This is a genomic window from Neorhizobium sp. USDA 3394, from assembly GCF_056280385.1.
Genome location: NZ_JBWCDU010000001.1, coordinates 125,677 through 144,503, shown reverse-complemented (window position 1 = coordinate 144,503; position 18,827 = coordinate 125,677). Strand labels below are relative to the sequence as shown.

General features: G+C 58.7%; 14 protein-coding genes. 6 read left to right on the top strand and 8 right to left on the bottom strand.

Annotated features, from left to right (window positions below; all coding sequences use genetic code 11):
• Positions 1–41 precede the first annotated feature (41 nt).
• From ACZ9EJ_RS00625 to ACZ9EJ_RS00610, 4 genes are all read right to left on the bottom strand, one after another.
• The gene (locus ACZ9EJ_RS00625) at positions 42–1,679 is read right to left on the bottom strand and encodes an AMP-binding protein (RefSeq protein ID WP_052764712.1); all 1,638 of its coding nucleotides are present in this window, start codon (positions 1,677–1,679) and stop codon (positions 42–44) included.
• 27 nt (positions 1,680–1,706) lie between these two features.
• Complete coding sequence (locus tag ACZ9EJ_RS00620; RefSeq protein ID WP_080954032.1) at positions 1,707–2,333, bottom strand: serine acetyltransferase; 627 nt, start codon at positions 2,331–2,333, stop codon at positions 1,707–1,709.
• Positions 2,330–3,376, bottom strand: coding sequence for a glycosyltransferase family 61 protein (locus ACZ9EJ_RS00615; protein WP_046642369.1), 1,047 nt, complete (start codon positions 3,374–3,376; stop codon positions 2,330–2,332). The genes ACZ9EJ_RS00620 and ACZ9EJ_RS00615 overlap by 4 nt, the downstream gene beginning before the upstream one ends.
• Positions 3,377–3,595: 219 nt before the next feature.
• A complete protein-coding gene (locus ACZ9EJ_RS00610) occupies positions 3,596–4,573 on the bottom strand; it encodes a hypothetical protein (protein ID WP_251090955.1) in 978 nt (325 codons plus the stop codon).
• Positions 4,574–5,019: 446 nt separating this feature from the next.
• Between ACZ9EJ_RS00610 and ACZ9EJ_RS00605 the strand changes: the two genes are divergently transcribed.
• The 4 genes from ACZ9EJ_RS00605 (at position 5,020) to ACZ9EJ_RS00590 (ending at position 9,670) form a co-directional block, all read left to right on the top strand.
• A complete protein-coding gene (locus tag ACZ9EJ_RS00605; RefSeq protein WP_046628632.1) occupies positions 5,020–6,273 on the top strand; it encodes a polysaccharide biosynthesis/export family protein in 1,254 nt (417 codons plus the stop codon).
• A 54-nt stretch (positions 6,274–6,327) separates the two neighbouring features.
• On the top strand, positions 6,328–7,818 hold the full coding sequence (locus tag ACZ9EJ_RS00600; protein WP_046642363.1) for a GumC family protein: 1,491 nt from the start codon (positions 6,328–6,330) through the stop codon (positions 7,816–7,818).
• Between the two features lie 68 nt (positions 7,819–7,886).
• On the top strand, positions 7,887–8,681 hold the full coding sequence (locus tag ACZ9EJ_RS00595; RefSeq protein ID WP_046642362.1) for a P-loop NTPase family protein: 795 nt from the start codon (positions 7,887–7,889) through the stop codon (positions 8,679–8,681).
• Positions 8,681–9,670 (top strand): glycosyltransferase family 2 protein, encoded by a 990-nt coding sequence (locus ACZ9EJ_RS00590; RefSeq protein WP_046642361.1) that lies wholly within the window; start codon positions 8,681–8,683, stop codon positions 9,668–9,670. Before ACZ9EJ_RS00595 ends, ACZ9EJ_RS00590 begins: the two co-directional genes overlap by 1 nt.
• 25 nt (positions 9,671–9,695) lie before the next feature.
• Here the strand turns inward: ACZ9EJ_RS00590 and ACZ9EJ_RS00585 are convergent, their stop codons facing one another.
• Positions 9,696–10,898 (bottom strand): glycosyltransferase, encoded by a 1,203-nt coding sequence (locus tag ACZ9EJ_RS00585; protein WP_046642360.1) that lies wholly within the window; start codon positions 10,896–10,898, stop codon positions 9,696–9,698.
• Between the two features lie 239 nt (positions 10,899–11,137).
• On the opposite strand from ACZ9EJ_RS00585, the gene ACZ9EJ_RS00580 reads away from it, so the two are divergent.
• Positions 11,138–12,151: a glycosyltransferase family 2 protein gene (locus ACZ9EJ_RS00580; RefSeq protein ID WP_251090957.1), complete on the top strand. Its 1,014-nt coding sequence runs from the start codon at positions 11,138–11,140 to the stop codon at positions 12,149–12,151.
• A gap of 41 nt (positions 12,152–12,192) precedes the next feature.
• Here the strand turns inward: ACZ9EJ_RS00580 and ACZ9EJ_RS00575 are convergent, their stop codons facing one another.
• On the bottom strand, positions 12,193–13,767 hold the full coding sequence (locus ACZ9EJ_RS00575; protein WP_251090958.1) for an O-antigen ligase family protein: 1,575 nt from the start codon (positions 13,765–13,767) through the stop codon (positions 12,193–12,195).
• A gap of 291 nt (positions 13,768–14,058) precedes the next feature.
• Between ACZ9EJ_RS00575 and ACZ9EJ_RS00570 the strand changes: the two genes are divergently transcribed.
• A complete protein-coding gene (locus ACZ9EJ_RS00570; protein ID WP_255743077.1) occupies positions 14,059–15,633 on the top strand; it encodes a hypothetical protein in 1,575 nt (524 codons plus the stop codon).
• Positions 15,634–15,928: 295 nt separating this feature from the next.
• Here the strand turns inward: ACZ9EJ_RS00570 and ACZ9EJ_RS00565 are convergent, their stop codons facing one another.
• Both ACZ9EJ_RS00565 and ACZ9EJ_RS00560 read right to left on the bottom strand, forming a co-directional pair.
• Positions 15,929–16,447 carry a hypothetical protein gene (locus ACZ9EJ_RS00565; RefSeq protein WP_251090960.1) on the bottom strand — a complete coding sequence of 173 codons (519 nt, stop codon included), beginning with the start codon at positions 16,445–16,447 and terminating at the stop codon, positions 15,929–15,931.
• A 1,035-nt stretch (positions 16,448–17,482) separates the two neighbouring features.
• Positions 17,483–18,823: an HlyD family type I secretion periplasmic adaptor subunit gene (locus ACZ9EJ_RS00560; RefSeq protein WP_046628618.1), complete on the bottom strand. Its 1,341-nt coding sequence runs from the start codon at positions 18,821–18,823 to the stop codon at positions 17,483–17,485.
• Positions 18,824–18,827: the final 4 nt, after the last annotated feature.

Below are 18,827 nucleotides of genomic sequence, written 5' to 3'. Positions count from 1 at the left end.
GATTCCCCGCAGATAACCGATCAACTTTCCATGGGTAAGGCTCATTGCAGGTTCTCCCGTGTTTCGGTCACTTTGACTTGAGCTGCCGGCGGAGGCGCACTTAAGGCAATTTCCCCGCCCTGCATCCATTCGCGACAAAGGCGCACGACATCCGGCCGCGCCAGCTTGCCGCTCGACGTCCGCGGCATGCTTTCCGGCCAGACATGGAACTGACGCGGCACCATGTAGGACGGCATCGCGCGCCGGCAGTAGCGCAGCAGGGCCTCCTCGTCGAACTTGCCGATCGGGGTTATCGCCACATGCACCGTTTGCCCCAGCTCCTCGTCGTCGACGCCGAAGGCGACCGCCTCCGCCACCACGCCACTGCGGCAGACGAGATCCTCGATCTCATCCGGACTGACGCGGAAGCCGCTGGTCTTGATCATCGCGTCGTTGCGGCCGATGAACCAGAGGTCGCCATCGGCATCGATCCGGACGATATCGCCGCTATAGACGACCGGTTCGTCGCCGATCAGGTGCCAGAGTTCCGGACACGGCCGGATCTTCTGCTCCGTCACCTCCGGCTTGCCCCAGTATCCCAGGCTGACGAGCGGGCCGCGATGGACAAGTTCACCCTGTTCGCCGGGATAGGCGATGCCTTCGCCATGCTTGATGACATAGACTTCGGCGCCGGGAATCGCCTGACCGATAGCTCCCATCTTGCGGGCAAACTTCTGCGGCGAGAGATAGGTCGAGCGAAAAGCCTCGGTCAGCCCGTACATCAGATAGACATCCGTATCCGGGAAGACCCGCGGTATCTGCTCCAGGATGTTGAGCGAAATCTTGCCGCCGGAATTGGTGATCCGCCGCAGCGCTGGAAACTCCACGGGATTGTCCTTCAGCAGCCGCACGATCTGGCTCCAGAGCGGCGGCACGGCGGCCACCCCGGTCACCCGATGCCGCTGCATGGCCAGGACGATTTCGGTGGCCATCGGAACCGCCTGGTGCACGACGGTACCGCCCATCAGCATCATGGTCGTCAGCTGGTTGAGGCCATAATCGAAGCTGTAGGGCAGGACGCTGAGTAACCGGTCATCCTCCCTCAGGCCGAGATAGCGCGATACGGAGCGGGCGCCGGCAACGATGTTGCGATGGGTCAGCATCACGCCCTTCGGCATGCCCGTCGAACCGGACGTGTAGATGATCATCGCAAGTTCTGTATCGAGGCGTGCAATCTCGTCGCCTGAAAGATCTTCCGGAAGATGATCCCAGACGTCGAATATGGTGTCGGCAGGCAATTTGCCTTTGACCAGAACATTGTCGACCGTGTCGGGTAGCTTGCGCGCCCCAAGAGCCTCGGCGACCCTTGCCTCGACGATCAGCAGGCGCGCACCGCAGTCGTTGGCCACGTATTCGAGCTGCTCGACGGTCCATTGCGTGTTGACGTTGACGACCACCCCACCCACCTTGGCGATGGCGAACATGGCGGTGACCTCGGCGATGCTTTTGCGCAGGTGCACGATCACCCGGTCGCCGGGCCGGATATTCCGGCTCTGCAGATAACCCGCCAGGCGATCCACGTCGGCTGCAAGCGCAGCATAACTCGCGGCCCGATGACCGTCGATGATCGCGGGCTTGCCCGGCCTGGAGCCGAGGTTGTCAGCCAGAAGCTGATAGAAGTTGGTGGTCAACGCGTTCATGGCAAACTCCTCCAGCGGATGAGTGGATCAGGGACGGACATCGGTCTTTGTCTGTTCGCTCAAAAACGGACCGAGACGGGGATAGATCTTGCCCGGCGAGCCGACGACGATCGAATCCGATGGCACGTCCGTAGAGACGGCTGTATTGGCTCCTATCCGCACCCGGTCGCCGATGCGGATATCGCCAAGAATGGTGGAGTTCACCCCGATAAAGACGTCATCGCCGATCCTGGGTGCACCGGCGCTCATGTTCGTGCCGATCGTGACATTGTGCATGATGCCGCATCGTTTTCCGATCACGGCGTCAGGGTGGATCGAAATCGATCCCTCCACGTGGATGATGTGAAAACCTTCGCCAAGCGTCACCTCCGCCGGTATCCACACCCGCGTCAGCGTCGAAACCACCATGTTGATCGCGCCGTAGATCTTCTGGAAAAACCGTTTGGCCACGTGGCTCCGGCGGCTCCCCGCCCAACGGCCAAAGCGATAGACCAGCAGCGAGATAAAGCCGGCATCGAGGATCCTCCTGCCGTGGCGCTCGTAGTCTTTCCGCACCAGTTCGCGAAACGAGGCGGGAGGCGCGTGCTGGGCCGCACTCTTATGGTCGCCCGTCGCCGCGGATTGAGGATAGAGAAACCGAAGCCGTGAAGTCATGCGAGCACCATCTCCAATGTGCGGTCGATATCACTCCATTCGACCCGGAAGTTCTCGCAGGTCCCCTCGCCGACGACGAAGGCATAGCCTTGCCCCTGGCGATCGGTCATGACCTTGAGAACTGAAACCACTCGATCTGCCGGCTGGATGACGAACAGGGCCGAATCCGGCGGCATGACCGTCAGTCCGTGGACCAGATGGCTGCCTTCCACACCGGCGACGATGCGGGCTCCGGCACAGGCGTGGATGATGTCGTCGACCGACGAGGCCAACGGATCGATGATCCGGAATCCGTATTGCTTCGCGAACCGTTCGGCGATATCGGCCTCGTTCGACAGCAGGCGGCTTTCGCCCTTGTTTCCCCGCAGGATGAAGACGCCGGGATGAACGGGAAAAGGTGGCGCCGATGCCAGAAGCTTGTCGCGGACCTGATCGGCCCGTTTCTTCTTGGCCTCGTTCTGCCCCTTGTCTCTGAAGAGGATGACCTCGTCGAAATGGACGTCGCTGACATAGATCGGCTTGAAATCGAGTTTGGTGGCATATTGCGGCTCGTGCCCCCGTGTGATCGGCCGCGTCGTTATCGGCGTTTGGTATTTCTCCGCCAGCGGATAGGTCAGGCAATCATCCGAAAGCCAGTTGCCGAACCAGCGATTGCCGACCCAGCTCTCGAACAGTGCACCGCTGGTGGAGTGCTTGGGAGGCCCATAGACAGGCATCCGGCGGCTGCGGGGCCTGAGGCTCCTCGAGCAATCCGGCGCGTAGAGAACGCCATCGATTAAATCGATATTCTTGAGCCGGTAGCCGACCGTGGCCTCCTGGGTAGTCTCGTAATTTCCCCTGAAACCCTTGACGATCTCGATGATCGGGCCGAACTGGGTGCCCTTTATGCGATCGAGATGATGTGGCAGAAACTTTGCGGGCCGAACGAAGCGCCGGCTCTGCGGGGCAATCGTCCAGCGATCGACGGCAACCGCTTCGATATCCGGGAAGGGCATCCCGGCAATCTTTCTCAGAGAATGCACGATCGGCAAAAAAGATATCAACCAACTATCCTCGCAAGGCGCAATCAGCATCGGACAACGGGAGTTTTCCTTGTGCGAAACTCCGCATCCCGACCAAGATATTCGCATGGCTGCCAATGGTTTCGCCGCTAATCTTTGGGCTATCGGGTTACTCATTTCGGCGTATCAGGCAACGCAGGGTCCTCTAGCCTCCTGAAGCGAGCTATCGGCTATTTACTGAGGGCATCCCACATTCTGCGTTCACTCCAGGCCGTTCCTGAAGCGCCAGGTAAAACGGACAATGTTCCGGATGCGTAGCAACTGCGTAACGAGATAGCTGCTCTCACCAGGGTAGGCGCGCGCCACATAGTTCACGTAGTGGGATGCGAAGGCGAGCGAGATCGGTGCCTTGCAATCACGCGGTTCATTCGCCTTGGCAGCCCGATATCGCTGCATGAAATCGACGGCAAACAGCCTGAGCGCGTCGGCCTGCCGGGCATCCAGCGCGGCTGGCGGCCGTTGCTCATGGATAGCCGCTCCGTAGATCGCCGCGAAGCTGAACGCAGCCACATAGTAGGAGCCAAGTTCCGTCAGATGAACCTCATCGGAGAAGATTGCCTTCAGGCGGTCCGCCGTATTCCGATCCTCGAATCCGCTAAAGGCTGGATCGGACGCCAGGCGTTCGACGAGCTCGGCAAGGGCAAGCGATGTTGGAATGAAGCGGATGTCGTTTTTGCGGCCAGCCGCCCCGATCTTATCGTTTACGCGGTTTACGACGCATCGCCAGACAGGCAGAGCCACCCTCTCATATTCGATCCATGGCTGTGGGTCCGCCAAAGACGAAAGGCTTATCCAAGGGGTGTAGAAGTATGTGACCCCGGCTGGATTTGCCGCGGTGAACGCCTGGTGATAGCCATGGAGATAACGGACGGTTTCGCTCCACATCAACGCATCCAGAACACGATGTTGTTCGGTTATGATGAGAACGTCGTAAGGCTCGTCGGTCAATCGGACGAAGCCGCCGACGGTTCGCTGCTGGATTGAAGAACCGGTCATGTTCTCCAGCCTCCAGGACACGGAAATCCCTTCCTGCAGGGCGATCCCCTCCAAATGATCAGGATAGGGTCGATCAGTCAGGCTGTGTCCGGACAGCAGGATATGGTCCCGGTTGCCGGCCGAAAAGGCCCGGGATGGGGTGTCAAGATCGCGCTCGGCGCCGACTGGATCAGGCTTCAACATGGCCGCGCCAAGCGCGAGCGCACCGACTGCGGACGTCGCGCAAGCCGCTGTCAAAATCCTCGAAAAACACATTCGAAATGGCCTCCGGCTTTTGTTCCCGATCTGGGCCTGATTGGCTTCGGTTTTCCGACGAAAATCCGAACCGAGGCCCTCAGCACCACGGCCTTAGACCGCGTAGGCATGGCCGCACCGCACCGCTCGTCCGCGCCACTTTTGCCCTCACGAGATACTGGTTAAAGCCGCCCGGTCGTTTCGCAAGCCGCTCCGTGCGCGATGCGCTCATCTTAAAGTCGATTAGTACTTTCAGGCTCATCCGTTAGATGGAGGATTCGGGGCCGGAAGCTTACCTCTTTGTGCTCTGTTTGCAGGTGCCGAGGGCAGCCCTAGTATAAAGCGTCTTGTCCCGTTTGGGCGGGAAGGGGTTACCGATCATTGGGGGTCTGTAGATGCGTGGGATAACGAGTCTCGCGGGGCTTCTGCTCTGCCTGACATTTGGGAACGTCGCAGCTCAGACGACCTATCGCCTGCAGCCCGGAGATACGCTGCAGGTATGGATTGCCCAGGAACCTGAGCTTACCCGCGAAGTCGTCCTTGCTCCGGATGGATGGCTGTCGTTCCCGCTCGCAGGCCATATCCAGGGCGCCGGGCTTTCCCTTTCGGAACTGGAAGCGCAACTTCTCGGGCGGCTGAAGACGTATTTCAAAGACAGCCCCAATCTCACGATCATGCTGCGCCCCAATTCCCTGAACCCGCAGCTGATCTATGTCCTCGGCGAGGTCGATAGCCCCGGCGAATACCCTTATCGGGCCAATATGACCGTCCTTCATGGCATCAGTGTCGCCGGCGGCGTTTATCGCACGGCTTTGCTGGCCGCCGATCAGGACCGGTCAGTGGTGGTAAAACGCGAAGTCGAGCACTCCCGAAAACGCCTGCAGGAACTGCGGGCACGCATCACCCGCCTGGAGGCGGAAATGCGCGGAGAAAAATCCCTCGGCACGGCCGAAGCGCTCGCCGCCGACCCGGCCCTTGCCCAGGAACAATCGCTCCTCAACGCCCGGATGGAAGCGCTCGCCATGGAGGAAAAAGCCCATGAGCAAGGCAACCAGCTCTCCGAGCGAAACAGCCTCGCGATGCAGGAGCAAGCCGATACCATGACGAAACGGATAGACCTGGCAAGGCGTCGCCTCCAGAGCATCACCGGGCTCGTCGCCAAGGGCGTGACCGAAAGCTCCCAGCAGATGGTCCAGGAAGGTACGATTGCCGAACTCGAGGGACAGATCAGCCGGATCACATCTGAAATCGCAGTCACCGAACGGGCAAAAATGGCGGAGATCGCGCGTTACGACAGCGCACGCCAGGCGCAGCGGACCCAATTGCTGGTCGAACTCAATGCAGCCCGCCGCGAACAGGAAGAGGCCGCGGCGCGACTTGCCGACAGCACGCGGATCATGACGATCTATGGCGAGAGCGCTGCCTCGAACCAGCAAAGAGAGCGGCGGGTGCTCGGCTATCAGATCGTCCGGACCGCCAACGGTGAAACACAGGAGTTCGCCGCAACCGAGATGACCCCGATCCTCCCCGGCGACCTGCTGCGCGTCGTCTACAGCGATCCCGCGAACAACCGGGATGCGGGGACGATCCAGCCATTGGCCAGGGTCGAAAGCCCTACGTCCGGGTTAACGACGAGAGCGGCTCGATAGGGGAGACTTCGTGATGACCAACGTATTTCGTACGCGAAGCAATGAGGCGACAGCATGATCAACGAACTGGGACGCAATATCCTCTATTTTATCGAGATCGTACTCGCCAAACCCTTCTATGCCATCGTGCCCGGTCTGGTTGCTCTTCTGGTGGGAGCCTACTTCATTTACGCCATGCCTCGGAGCTATTATTCCGACGCGCTGCTGCTGATGGAATTCCAGCAGATACCGACAACGCTCGTATCGCCGACTGTATCGAACGACCGTCTGCTGTTCATCGAGCAACGGGTACTCTCACGCAACAGCCTGCTGGCGCTGGCCGACAAGCATGATCTTTTTCCGAATCTGCGGGGGGCCCTGCCCAAGAACAATTTCTCCGGCGTGATACGCAACCACATCACTCTCCAGATATCGGTGACCGACGGAGCCGACCGCACCGCAAGCAATGCCTCCGTCAGGATCGGCTTTAAATATGACGATCCCGTCGTTGCTGCGAACGTGGTTTCGGACCTCGTGTCGCAGGTCATCGAAGAAAACCGGCGCATCCGCACGGCGCGGGCCTCGGAAGCGACCAAGTTCCTGACGCAGGAAGCCAATAACGTCACGCAACGTCTGCGCGAGAGGGAAAGCGCCTGGACCAGGTATCTCGAAGAAAACAAGGAGTCCCATCCCACCCGGATCCCGACCCTGCTGATCGAGCTTCAGACCAAGGAACTGGAACTCGCGACGCTCGATCGGGCGGCCATTGCGTTGAATGAGGAGATCGGGATCTATGAGGCGCAACTGCGTATTGGTCCCGGGCAGACGACAGAGATTACGCGTTTTCATGGGCAGCTCATCGAGCTCGAGCGTGATTTCGCGGTGAAGTCCGTCATTTATTCGGACACGCATCCACAGATCCGTGCCATGAAGCAGCGTCTCGAGGAGATGCGGGCCCAGGTTGCACCCGCTGCACCGCGCGGTGGATCGGCGACCATGCCGACGCCGGAACAGATCAAGACGCTTCCGCCCGAGCTCATGCTGATTGCGGAACGTATCGCAATGGCAAAGCCACGCCAGCAACAGAACCTCGAACAAAGGAATTCTCTCGTGGACCGTATCGCCCGGCTGCGGGAACTCATCTCCCACGCTCCCGAAGTTGGAGCGCAGATCGAAGCGAACGAAGCCGAGAAAGTCTCGCTGCAGCGAAACATGGACGAGATGCAGAGCAAGCTCGATGCAGCACGTCTCGGCGAGCGCCTGGAGGAAGGCGATGCCGCCCAGCAGATCGAGGTGATCGAGGAGCCAGAAGTTGCCAAGGCTGCTTCAGGACCGCGTCGACTTCATTTGGCCGCCGCGGTTTGCGCCGCAGCGGCGATGGCAGCGGCCGCGGGAATTTACGCCGGGCATCTGTTTGATCGGACCGTTCGCGGCACGTTCGACCTCAGCCACGCTCTGGCGGGAGAAACTCTGGTGGTCATTCCACATTGGAAGCCAAAGCGACGCATAGCCAAGGCGTTCCGGAATTCCGCATTCACCAACCCAAGTCCGATCGCGGGAGGGTGACATCACTCGAATCCGGCAGCACCGCCTTTAGTTGAAAATCGCACCGATGGGATAGGGCAGGGAATTTTATGGAAATCATCAAGAACATCTCAGCTCGAGGAAGGATGGCGGAAAGACTGGACGGCGCCGGTCTCGCCGAGCTGAATGCTGGTTACCTCAACGGCGCGGTCAGTGGAATCCATTCCCAGGAGGAGTGTCCGCCGTTGGACCTCTCGCCGGTCTCCCCCACCTTTCTGTATGCAAATCGCATCATCGCTTTCGACAGCGACAGTTCGATGGCACACGCCTATGACGTCCTGCGAAACCAGCTGCTGAACGAACACAAGGACCGGGACACACGGGTGATCTCGGTGACCGCCCCGACGGTCGGCTGCGGCACCACCGTAACCGCCATCAATCTGGCGCTCAGCTTTGCCCGCGTACCCGGATCAAATGTCCTGCTGGTTGACGCAAACTTCCGGAATCCCGCAGTCGGCAATGTACTCGGACTGCCGCCTCGTCCGCCATCGGAGGACCCCATCAGCGGTTGGCTGACGACCCTGGATATACGAGGCCTTCACTGCCATCTGCTGCGCACCGCCGGAGGGCCGGGCAGAACTCCCCTGCCGGCGGACCTGGCCCGCATGACGGCACAGATCGAATTTGCGCGACAGATGCTGAAGCCGACGATCGTTATCTTCGATCTGCCGCCGATGTTGAGTTCGGACGAAGTGATCCCGTTCGTCGATCTCTCCGACACAGCCGTGATCGTACTCGCCATTGGTAAGTCACGACTTCCGGAGATGGAGATCTGCCGGAGCTATCTCGGTACCGAAAAGAAGATGCAGGTGGTCCTGAACAAGACGAAGAGGCACGGCCTTTGATGGATGTCGAACATAGCCGGCAAGACGACGCCCCCCGGCTGAAACTGGTCGTCGTCATCGTCAACTACCGGACAGCCGATCTGACCATCGATTGCCTTGCCTCCTTGAGCGTTCCCGGCACGGTTCCGGATGGAACGCGGATCGTCGCCGTCGAGGGAGGGTCCGGCGACCGCTCCGCCGAACTGATTGCGGCCGCCATTGAGGAAAACGGCTGGACGAACGCCGTATGTCTCCCGCTCGAGACGAATGGCGGCTTTGCCTACGGCAACAACCGAGGCATCGAGTATGCCACGGCGAACTTCGGCCGGCCGGACTATGTCCTGCTCCTCAATCCCGATACCATCGCCCGCCCCGGCAGCATCACCCGTCTGGTGGAATTCATGGACGGCAAGCCGGATGCCGGCATTGCCGGCAGCCGTTTGGAACATCCGGACGGGCGCGGCCAGGCCTGCGCTTTCCGCTTTCCTTCGATTGTCAATGAGTTCGAGGGCGAGGCCAGGCTTGGCCCGCTCACCCGCCTGCTCGAGCGCTGGCGTATCGTCCCCGACATGCCGAAAGGGCCAAGCCGGATAGACTGGGTTTCAGGGGCCAGCCTGATGATCAGGACAGAGGTCCTCGACCAGGTCGGCGTGCTCGACGAGGGGTATTTCCTCTATTACGAGGAGGTCGACTTCTGTATCCGGGCAGCGCGCGCCGGATGGTCCTGCTGGCACGTGCCGGAAAGCCGCGTCATCCACCTTGTCGGCCAATCGACGGGCGTGACGCGACACATCAAGCCGTCCAGGCGGCCGACCTATTGGTTCGAGTCCCGGCGGCGCTACCATCTCAAGCATCACGGAGCCGTATTCTCGGTCCTTTCGGACCTTGCCTGGCTTTGCGGACACATCGCCTGGCGCATCCGCCTTCTCGCGGAAGGCAAGCCCTTGAGCGGTCCGCCGCATCTGCTGCAGGACTTCATTCGCCATTCAGGGCCATTTCGCAGGGTCTGACCGCCTTGGCAAAATACCGACCGGTCTAAACCGCCGGTCGGGCCATCAGTATTTCCAGCGCCGCCGCAGATCTGTTGATGTCATGCCGTTCGAGCGTCCGGCGCCGTCCCGCCTCGCCTTTATGAAACAACTCGACATCGCTTGCGAACAGCGCCTGCCGCATTGCGCCGGTCAGCGCCTCCAGATCACCGGCGGGAACGAGCCAGCCATTGTCCGGTTGAACGAGCTCGGGGATGCCTGCAATATAGGTCGAGATCACCGGACGCTTCAGGGCCATGCTCTCCATCAGCACAACGGGGAGGCCTTCCGCGAAACTTGGCAGGACCAGAGCCTTGGCCCGAAGGATTTCGCTGCGCACATCGTCCTGGGAGATCGTGCCGGTCAGCACGACCGTGTCGCCGAGGCCGAGCCGTTCGATTTCGTGTCCGATTTCAGCCCGCAGCGGCCCGTCACCGACAAGGACGAGCTGGAAGCGCATTCCCTCGGCCCGCAGGTTTGCCGCCGCCTGCAGCAGAAGGAGATGGCCTTTCTGTTCGGACAGCCGGGCGATGCAGACAAGACGTTGGCTGGTGCCATGCACGTCCACCTCGTCACTCAGATAGCGCTGGTCGATGCCGCAATGAACGACCTCGATCTTCCGCCAATCTGCAAGATCGGCCCAGCGCAATAACTGGCTGCGCCCATAGGAGCTGACAGCGACGACAAATGACGAAGCCCTGATCTTGTCCCCAAGCCCCAGCGTTTCGGGACGATCGAACTCCTCCGGCCCATGGACGGTGAAACTGAATTTGATGCCGCCGATCTGATGCGCCAGTGCCGCAACCGTCGCGGGGTTAGTGCCGAAATGCACATGCAGATGATCGATCTTGTCCCTGCGGCACCAATCGGCCAGGATCATCGCCTCAAGAAAATATACGAGGTGGTGCAGGTAACGTCCGCCGGACGTCCTCGCGAACCGGAACGCACCTCCCAATGCTTTCAACGAACTCCCGGGACGGGAAAGCAGCTGACGGGCGACGCTCGCCATGGCCCGTATCATCGGGGTGCGCAGGATGTGGCTCGTACGGCGAGCTTCTCCAATATCGTCGGAATCCTTCAGCGCGCCACGAAAGGGACGCACCGCATATCGTTCGACCCGATGCCCCCTCGCCTCCAGCGCCACGATTTCGCGCCGTATGAACGTGTGGCTCGGCGCCGGATACTGGTTGGTGAAATACGCAATCCGCATTCCACACACATCCCTTCATCTTTGCCGATCGCCGGCAATTCCCCTTGGAACCGGTATATCAAAAAGGGCTTCGGAGGCTCAGTGGGACAAAGAGCTTAGGGCCGCGGCATCGGCTTCCACCAAAGAGGTAAATTTACAGCCTCGATCCAAAATTCTACAAATAGAATAGAGGCTTACCAGATGGGCAGGCCGGGATCGAGACTGGCGCCGATCGCCAACCAACGGCCGGGAACAAGCACATGGACACAGATATCCTAATGCATCGCGGCTATAGCGGGATCGGGGCCGATGTCGGTATCGTGGTGATCGGACGCAACGAAGGGCAGCGTCTCATCGACTGCCTCAATTCACTCAAAAGCCATCGTGTTCGTACCGTCTATGTGGATTCGGCCTCGACCGACGGAAGCGCCGAGGCGGCGGCCGGCCTCTGCGCGGAGGTCGTACGGCTGGACATGACAATTCCCTTCACCGCGGCGCGCGCGCGCAATGCAGGTTTCGACGCCGTCATGCGGCGCTGGCCCGATACCATCTTCGTGCAGTTCCTGGACGGGGACTGCGAACTCGACACCGGATGGATAGCGACAGCCACGACCTTTCTGGTCATGCGCAAGGATGTCGCGCTTGTCTTCGGGCGACGGCGCGAACGGTATCCGGAACGCACCATCTTCAATGCCATGTGCGACCGCGAGTGGGACGGGGTGCCGGGCGAAGCTCAGGCATGCGGTGGCGATGTCCTCATCAGGGCCTCCGTCCTCAAGGATCTCGGAGGTTACTCCGGGGGGCTGATCGCAGGAGAAGAGCCGGAACTTTGCGTCCGCCTGCGCGAGAGCGGCTGGAAGATCTGGCGCCTCCCTTCCGAAATGACACGCCACGACGCGGATATAAGCCGCCTGAGCCAATGGTGGCGGAGAAGCGTGCGCTGCGGACATGCCTATGCCCAGGTGTCCCATCTCCATCGGACATCGCCATCCCGGATATGGACGAGAAATCTCCGGCGCGCAGTTTTCTGGGGCGGCTTGCTGCCGCTGGTCGCCATAGCCGGCGCGGTTATTCATCCCGCCGCCCTGGCGCTTTTGCTGCTCTATCCGCTTCAATTGCTGCGCCTGGCTCGGCGTGCGCGGCCGGCGCTCGGGAATACCCTGCTTTTCGCAAGTTTCGACGTACTGGGGAAATTCCCGGAAATGCAGGGCGTCGCGCAGTTCTACCTGAACCGGCTGATCAATCGCCGACAGCGGATCATCGAGTATAAATAGCTCAAATCGATATATGCCGAAGGTTCGCCGCTTGCGTTCACTCAGCGCATGCTCAGCACTCGCATCTTCTTTCTGCCATCGTCCTGAGAATCCCGGCGGGCCAGGCTGTGCAATCCAATGACCTTCAGACGCTTCGTGACCTGCAGTGGAAGACTTTCCCGGCTGCCGGCAAAGTTCGGAGCGAGAATTGCGGCGCCCATGGCGGAGAAAGTCCAATATATATAGGGTATAACGGACACGCTGCTGGTTGTAACAATCACCAGGAGCATCGCGACCAGGAGACCCAACACTGCTTTGTAGTTCAACGAACCCAGATCTTCTCCGAAGGACTTGATAGAAAGCTTTGCTGAAATCACGGAGAAATATAATACGAATATGAATAATCCGATCAATCCATAATATAGAGCGATCTGCAGATAAGTATTTACGATGTCGATAATGCCTTGCCCCTGTATCATGGTCTGCATCTCTGGTTCCTTCAAGAATGAATCCGAACCAAACAGCGGATAACGTTGAATGACCACGAGAGAGTTTTCGAAGAGGCTGGATCTGTAAGTTTCGCTGCTTTTGTCTGCCGATCCGACAAACGGAAGCAGGTTTATGAAACGGTCAAGAAATGGGGGATGCAGGAACAGCAGCGCAGCCACTCCGGGCAAACCTGCGAGAGCAAGCCTGAAAGACTTCTTCGGGCTGGTGATGGTCAAGAACAAGATACAGAATGCGAAACCCAGCCACGGGCCTCGTGACACGCTCGAAAGCAGCCCGAGCACCAGTATGCCGAGTGCCACATAACGCCAGTTGCCCAGCGAGACCGGGCTTCGGAGAGCCAGGAGGCAACCGGCGCCGGTCATGCAGGCGAAGCCGAATGCGATCGCTTCGATAGATGTGGTTGAAGCACGCAGGAGCCCGTCCCGAAAAAGATAGGCGGTTACTAGAAACACATCCCATTCCTGGACGACGACATAATAGACTCGCCAGCTTTTCGATATCTCCAGAACCCCGATGGCGCTCAGCGGCAGCACGCCGACGACGAAGGCGAGGAGCGCTTTGTTCATATCAAGACTGGTGCGTATCGCTCGGCTGAAGACGAAGTAAGGAAGGCAGATGTCGAGAAAATTGACGGCAAGGACTCGAAGAATGGCGTTGAAATCTCCCAACCTTACAGAGAGCAGTGAGGTATACGCCAGGAAGGCGATCACAATAACATCCAAGCCCCGCAGTTCCCGAGTGCCTTGGTCCCTCCACAACCTGAGCGCAACCGGAAGCAGAATTGTCACCGCAAGCCAACGAGGTGGGTCGAGATCAAGGATCTTGTTGAAGATGCCGGGTATGCCGCTGGGGATGGGCACGCAGGGTGCAACAAACATCAGGACTATATAAAAAAAAGCCGGCTGCTTGGAGTATCGGTGAACATAAAAGCTCACGAAAGCCATCGCGACAGCAAAGTCAAAAAAACCTCTGGATAGAAAGGTGACGACTGTCGCCAACAGCCAGCAATTTCGCCACAGGCGGAACTCGGCCAAGCCGATGATCGGCACCGCTATCTTCCCGCCGACATAAAGGACAGGGACCGTGACTATCAATACATAGGCAAGAGAACGCAGGAACTCTGGCATCTAACGTCTCTTGCCTCGCCGCAATGATCTGAGGAACGCCTGCATATCGTCTACTTTCCCCGCCACCCGCCTCTATTGAGCAGGTATCCCGCCATGCGAAATGCTACCCATTCGCTTGCAGGTCGCCACACGGTAAAAGGGATTTCCCTCTACTAACTTTGGAGGCGGCATACGACTAATGCGCACCTTGCTTGCGGGCGCCTTGTATTATCTCGTCATCGGTAGTGGACGCCTAAGTTCCGCGACAAGCACTGCACCAGATATCCGAGCAAAATACGGAGAACATCTGCCGTGAACCGCCGAACGCTCCTTCAAATGCTGGCAGGTCTTGCAGCCAGCGAACCTTTCAACGGTTTTTCGTTTGGGCAGGCCTTAGCCCAAGAGGATTATCCGAGCCGTTTGGGCGTCAACCTGAGCGCAATGCCTTATTGGGCGACCGAGCAGGTTTTCTCCGACCTTGGCTATAATGCTTCGCGCTGGCGCGTGCAGATCAAAGGCGCGCACTTCACATGGGACACGCCGTTACCGCCGATGACACCGGACGGTTACCCGTTGAACGTCCCCGAGAACTCTACGATCGAGAGTTTCCTGATTTTCTCTCCCGAACGGAGAAATCTCCCCGTGAATCTCTCGGTTTATTATGATGGCAAGGGTAAACTCGGATATCGCGACGGCGCCGAACTGGAAGTGCGTTTGCCCGGACGCGACGATGTGCGTAATCTTCGCAAGAACGCGGCTTTCACGACAATCCTGATGGAAACCGATCCCTCCGATCCGATCCGCAACATCCGTGTCTACGAACGCGGCAAAAGACCGACACAGCGATTTCGCGAGCCCTTCCTCAAGCGGTTGAAGCGCATGTCTACGCTACGCTTCATGGACTGGATGGCGACCAACAACTCAAACGTCCGCAGCTGGGATGATCGGCCGCGCGTGGGCTACTTCGGTAAATCCGATGCCGGAACGCCGCTTGAGTACATGATCGAACTGAGTAACGAGCTGCGTATCGACCCTTGGTTCAATATGCCTCACCAAGCCGATGACGATTACATCCGCCGGTTCGCACTGCAGGTGAAAGACCGCTTGGACGGAAACCTGAGGGTGAATGTGGAGTACTCCAACGAAGTATGGAATTCCAGCTTCGACCAGGCGGAGTATGCGAAGAAAAAGGGGCTTGCGCTGCGGCTTTCGAGCAACGAGTTCGAAGCCCAACTTCGCTATTACGCCCAGCGGACAACTGAAATTCTTGCCATCTGGGAAGACGTATTTGGTGAACAGGCGCAAAGGGTCGTCGGGATTTACGCTGCTCAGTCCGCAAATGATTGGACCAGTGAAACGATACTATCGTGGAAGGGCGTGCGGGCGCATGCGGACGTACTTGCCATCGCCCCCTATTTCGGCGGCGGCCTCGGTTCACCTGAGCGAGCCGAAGAGGTCTCCAGGTGGCCTCTAACCCAGTTGTTCGCCGAACTTGAACGCGAGGTATTGAACGACAATCGGAAAGCCATCGAGGCTCAGGCTTCCGTTGCCAGGAAATATGGCGTCAAGCTTTACGCCTATGAAGGCGGACAACATCTTGTCGGACATACCGGTGCAGAAAACAACGAGAGGATGACGAACCTCTTCATCGCGGCAAATCGCGATAGACGGATGGGGGATCTCTATCTCCTCCACCTGAATATCTGGCAGCGATCCGGTGGAGATGCTTATGCCCTCTATTCTTCAATGACGGAACCGAGCAAATGGGGCAGCTGGGGGCTGTTGGAAAATGAGAGCGACAGCAACCCCAAGTGGCTGGCAGTAGAGAAAATCCTCATGCGGAGGGAGCTCCACTCGGAATCCGGGTCCGTGAGCATTCAGAGATAGCAATCTCCTGCCGACAGTCTCGTGGATGGCGTATATGAGCGATCGCGCCTCGGCTTTATCGACGTCTCTCGCCAATCTTCGGCATCCGCCCAGCAACGCGGATTTGCCTGAACTGATCCCTGATTGAGAACCTGTTCATTCATCGCGGAGCCTTACGGCAACCTCCTGGGCTGGTAGAAAGGCTAAAGCGTGTCGCGCCTAACCAGATTCAGGATTCCCGATCTGGTTGAATTGTGATTGACTATGCTGATGAGAGGAGAAACCTCATGGGCAAGCCGCATCCGATTGAGCTGTGCTAGCGAGCCGGGAGCGGGAATGCCATCCCTGGGCTAGAGGGGTTGTCCTCCCACCCTGTCAGCTTCTCGATAGATTCCGGAAACTTGTAGTAAACACAATCGTTTAGCGAGTAGAAACTCAAATCATCAGCGAATTCTTGAGGCGAAAGTTCCCATTCAAAGGTATCAAGCCCATCGCCAGCGCCGTATAGCATCGCCATCAAGGACAGCTCTCGAAAAGGCCCCGGAGCGTATATGAAGCCGATGGCAACTACTTCCTTTTTAGAAAACTTGCCCTTGATCACGCGTTCGATTTCGAATTCGGCTCGCACCACCCTCGGCGCGAACTCGATGCTCGTAAGTAAGCCAGACTCGCCTATGAACAACGACTTCAACCGGGCTTCGACAACTATCTGCGCCTTCTCGCGCGTTTCAGCTCGCGGCGGACAGGGCTGCATAGCGTAGGATGGGATGATACCGCCCAAAAACACCACAAAACATGTGGCTAGCCAAAGGTTTGTCTGAACATTGCTCTTCATGGTATCGGCCTATTTACCTCTGAGAGCGGGTATCTAAAATGCCGATGTTGCTCGGCACTGATCAAAAATCAGCTCACCTCTCTCCGCTTCTGGTGCACTCTTACCACGTCCATCACAGTGGTAGCACTCGAAACCGCACGCACGACGTCAATGTGGTAGCAGAGCTTCGCTTGCCTTACGGCAACCTCCGGGGCTGGTAGAAAGACCAGGGCATCTGTCCGGCTGAGGATGGTGTGGCTCACAACGCCGGAGGATTTTCCGCCCTATTGGGAGGCCGGCGAGATGGAGAGCGAAGAAACCAGCCCGAAGGCAGATGTCATCTTCGGAAGATCGCGCTTTCATGGAAAGAAGGCATCGCGACGAAAGTATTGATCAAACAACTGGCCGGTCGCCAAGGGGGCAACCGGCCAGTCTACTACGCCGAAACCCGAGGCGTTCCTGCTCAAGTCCGCACTATAAAATAGCACAATCATAGATCGGCGATATTGCAATCTGGCCACACCTCAAGTGTAATTTTCAGAGATCTAATTTAGCCAACCGGGGACCGGAGGAATTGCCGTCCAGTTTTTAGTACTTCTCCCGAAGTCGGTCGGGTAAAACCAGAAATCAACCTGTGATTATTAAATCTTATCCTATCCACAACGAATGAGAGAACCTAATCCTTTTGATTGAGTTGATGTCTCTTGCAGATAAAGGAATAATACTTTTGCCAAACAGACTGCTGAAGGCTCGAACGGGAAAAACGGTCGAGCCTTCTCCTTTTGGCGAACCTGACATTTCCCAACGCTCATGGTGTTATGTGCCCGAGGCGTCCTGTCAGCCTCGAGTATTTCCCGTATTGAGGACGCCCTCGCTGTTTCATCGGCGAGGGTTTCTTTTGGGAAACCGGCGAGGAAAGTCCGCCTGCCGACCATGTCCGGCGCGCCGCTGGAAGCCTTGTAAAGGCGAATGGCTTCACCGGACGCGCTGCAAATGGCAGCGAGCCTACGCCTTAAGAGGTAGCCCCCTGGCATATGATCGAGCAGGCGAGGCTTATCAGCGCTCGGTGAACGCCCTCGACATGCTGTCCACAATCGGCTTGACCAGATAGCTGAAGAACGTTCTGACCGCAGTCTGGATCATGATTTCAGCCGGCATGCCGGGTTGCGGAGTAAACCCCTTGATCCGGGCGATCTCGTCGGACGAAATGTTGATGCGCGCGACATAGACGTCGTGGTTTGAAAGCCCCGCCCTGCTATCCTCCATTGCGTCCGCTGAGACATAGAACACCTCGCCCTGCAGGACCGGGGTCGTGCGCTGGTTCAATGCGATGAGGCGGACCGTTGCTTTCTGGCCGACCTTGACGCTGTCGATCTCGTTGCGAGGCACCTTTGCCTCGATGATCAACGGCACGCCGGCAGGCAGGATCTCCATGATGCCCTTGCCGCTTTCGATGACGCCCCCCGTCGTATGGTAATATGTCCGCACGACAGTACCCGACACAGGAGCAAGGATCGTCGCGCGGCGCAGAACGTCGTCGGCTTCGCGTGATTGTTCGCGCGCCGCGTCACGCTCGCCCTGGATCGATTGCAGGCGATCGAGCGCTTCCTCCCGATATGTCTCCTCGGCGCGCATGATCTCCTGCTGTCCCTTCAGGAGCTGGGCTCCGGTTTCCGATATCTCCGCCTCCAGCCGGCCGATCTGCCCTTCGGCATCGGCGATCGCCCGCTGAAGCGCTCTGACCTCGGTCGCTCGCAGTAATCCCTTGGTCAACAGAACCCGCTTGATGTCGTACTCGTCCCTGAGCAGAGCGAGCTGCCGCGACATGGCCTCGCGGTGTCGGGTGTAACCTTCGCTCCGGAACTCCAGTGCTTTCATGTTCTGCTTCAGCAGGGAGAGCTCGGTCGCCAGCTTCATGCGCTGGGCCTTGAAGTTGAGCTGTTGGGTGAGGATGATCGCGGAAACATCCGGGTCATCCCTGAAATCGTTCAGGTATGACGAAATCACCATCGAGTCGGCGCCCTCGGATTGAGCGGTAAGCCGGGCGGCCGTCGCGTCCAGCCTGACGCGTCTGAGGAAAAATTCCCGTTTCTTGGCTTGCGATGCGGTCTCATCAAGCCTGACTACCGGCTGGTTCTCGACAACCTGGTCGCCCTCGCTGACCAGCAGCTCCCTGATGATGCCGCCTTCGAAATGCTGCACGATCTTGTTGCGGCCGGTTGCGACGAAACTGCCCTGCGCAATGACCGCCGCCGCAAGCGGGGCCGTCGCAGCCCAGGTGCCGAAACCGCCGAAGGCTATGGCCGTCAGCGCCAGGCCGGTCACCGTCTGCTTCCAGACCGACCGGGGAACTTCCGAGTACCATTCGAGATCGTGTACCTTGGCAACAGCAGACATGCCC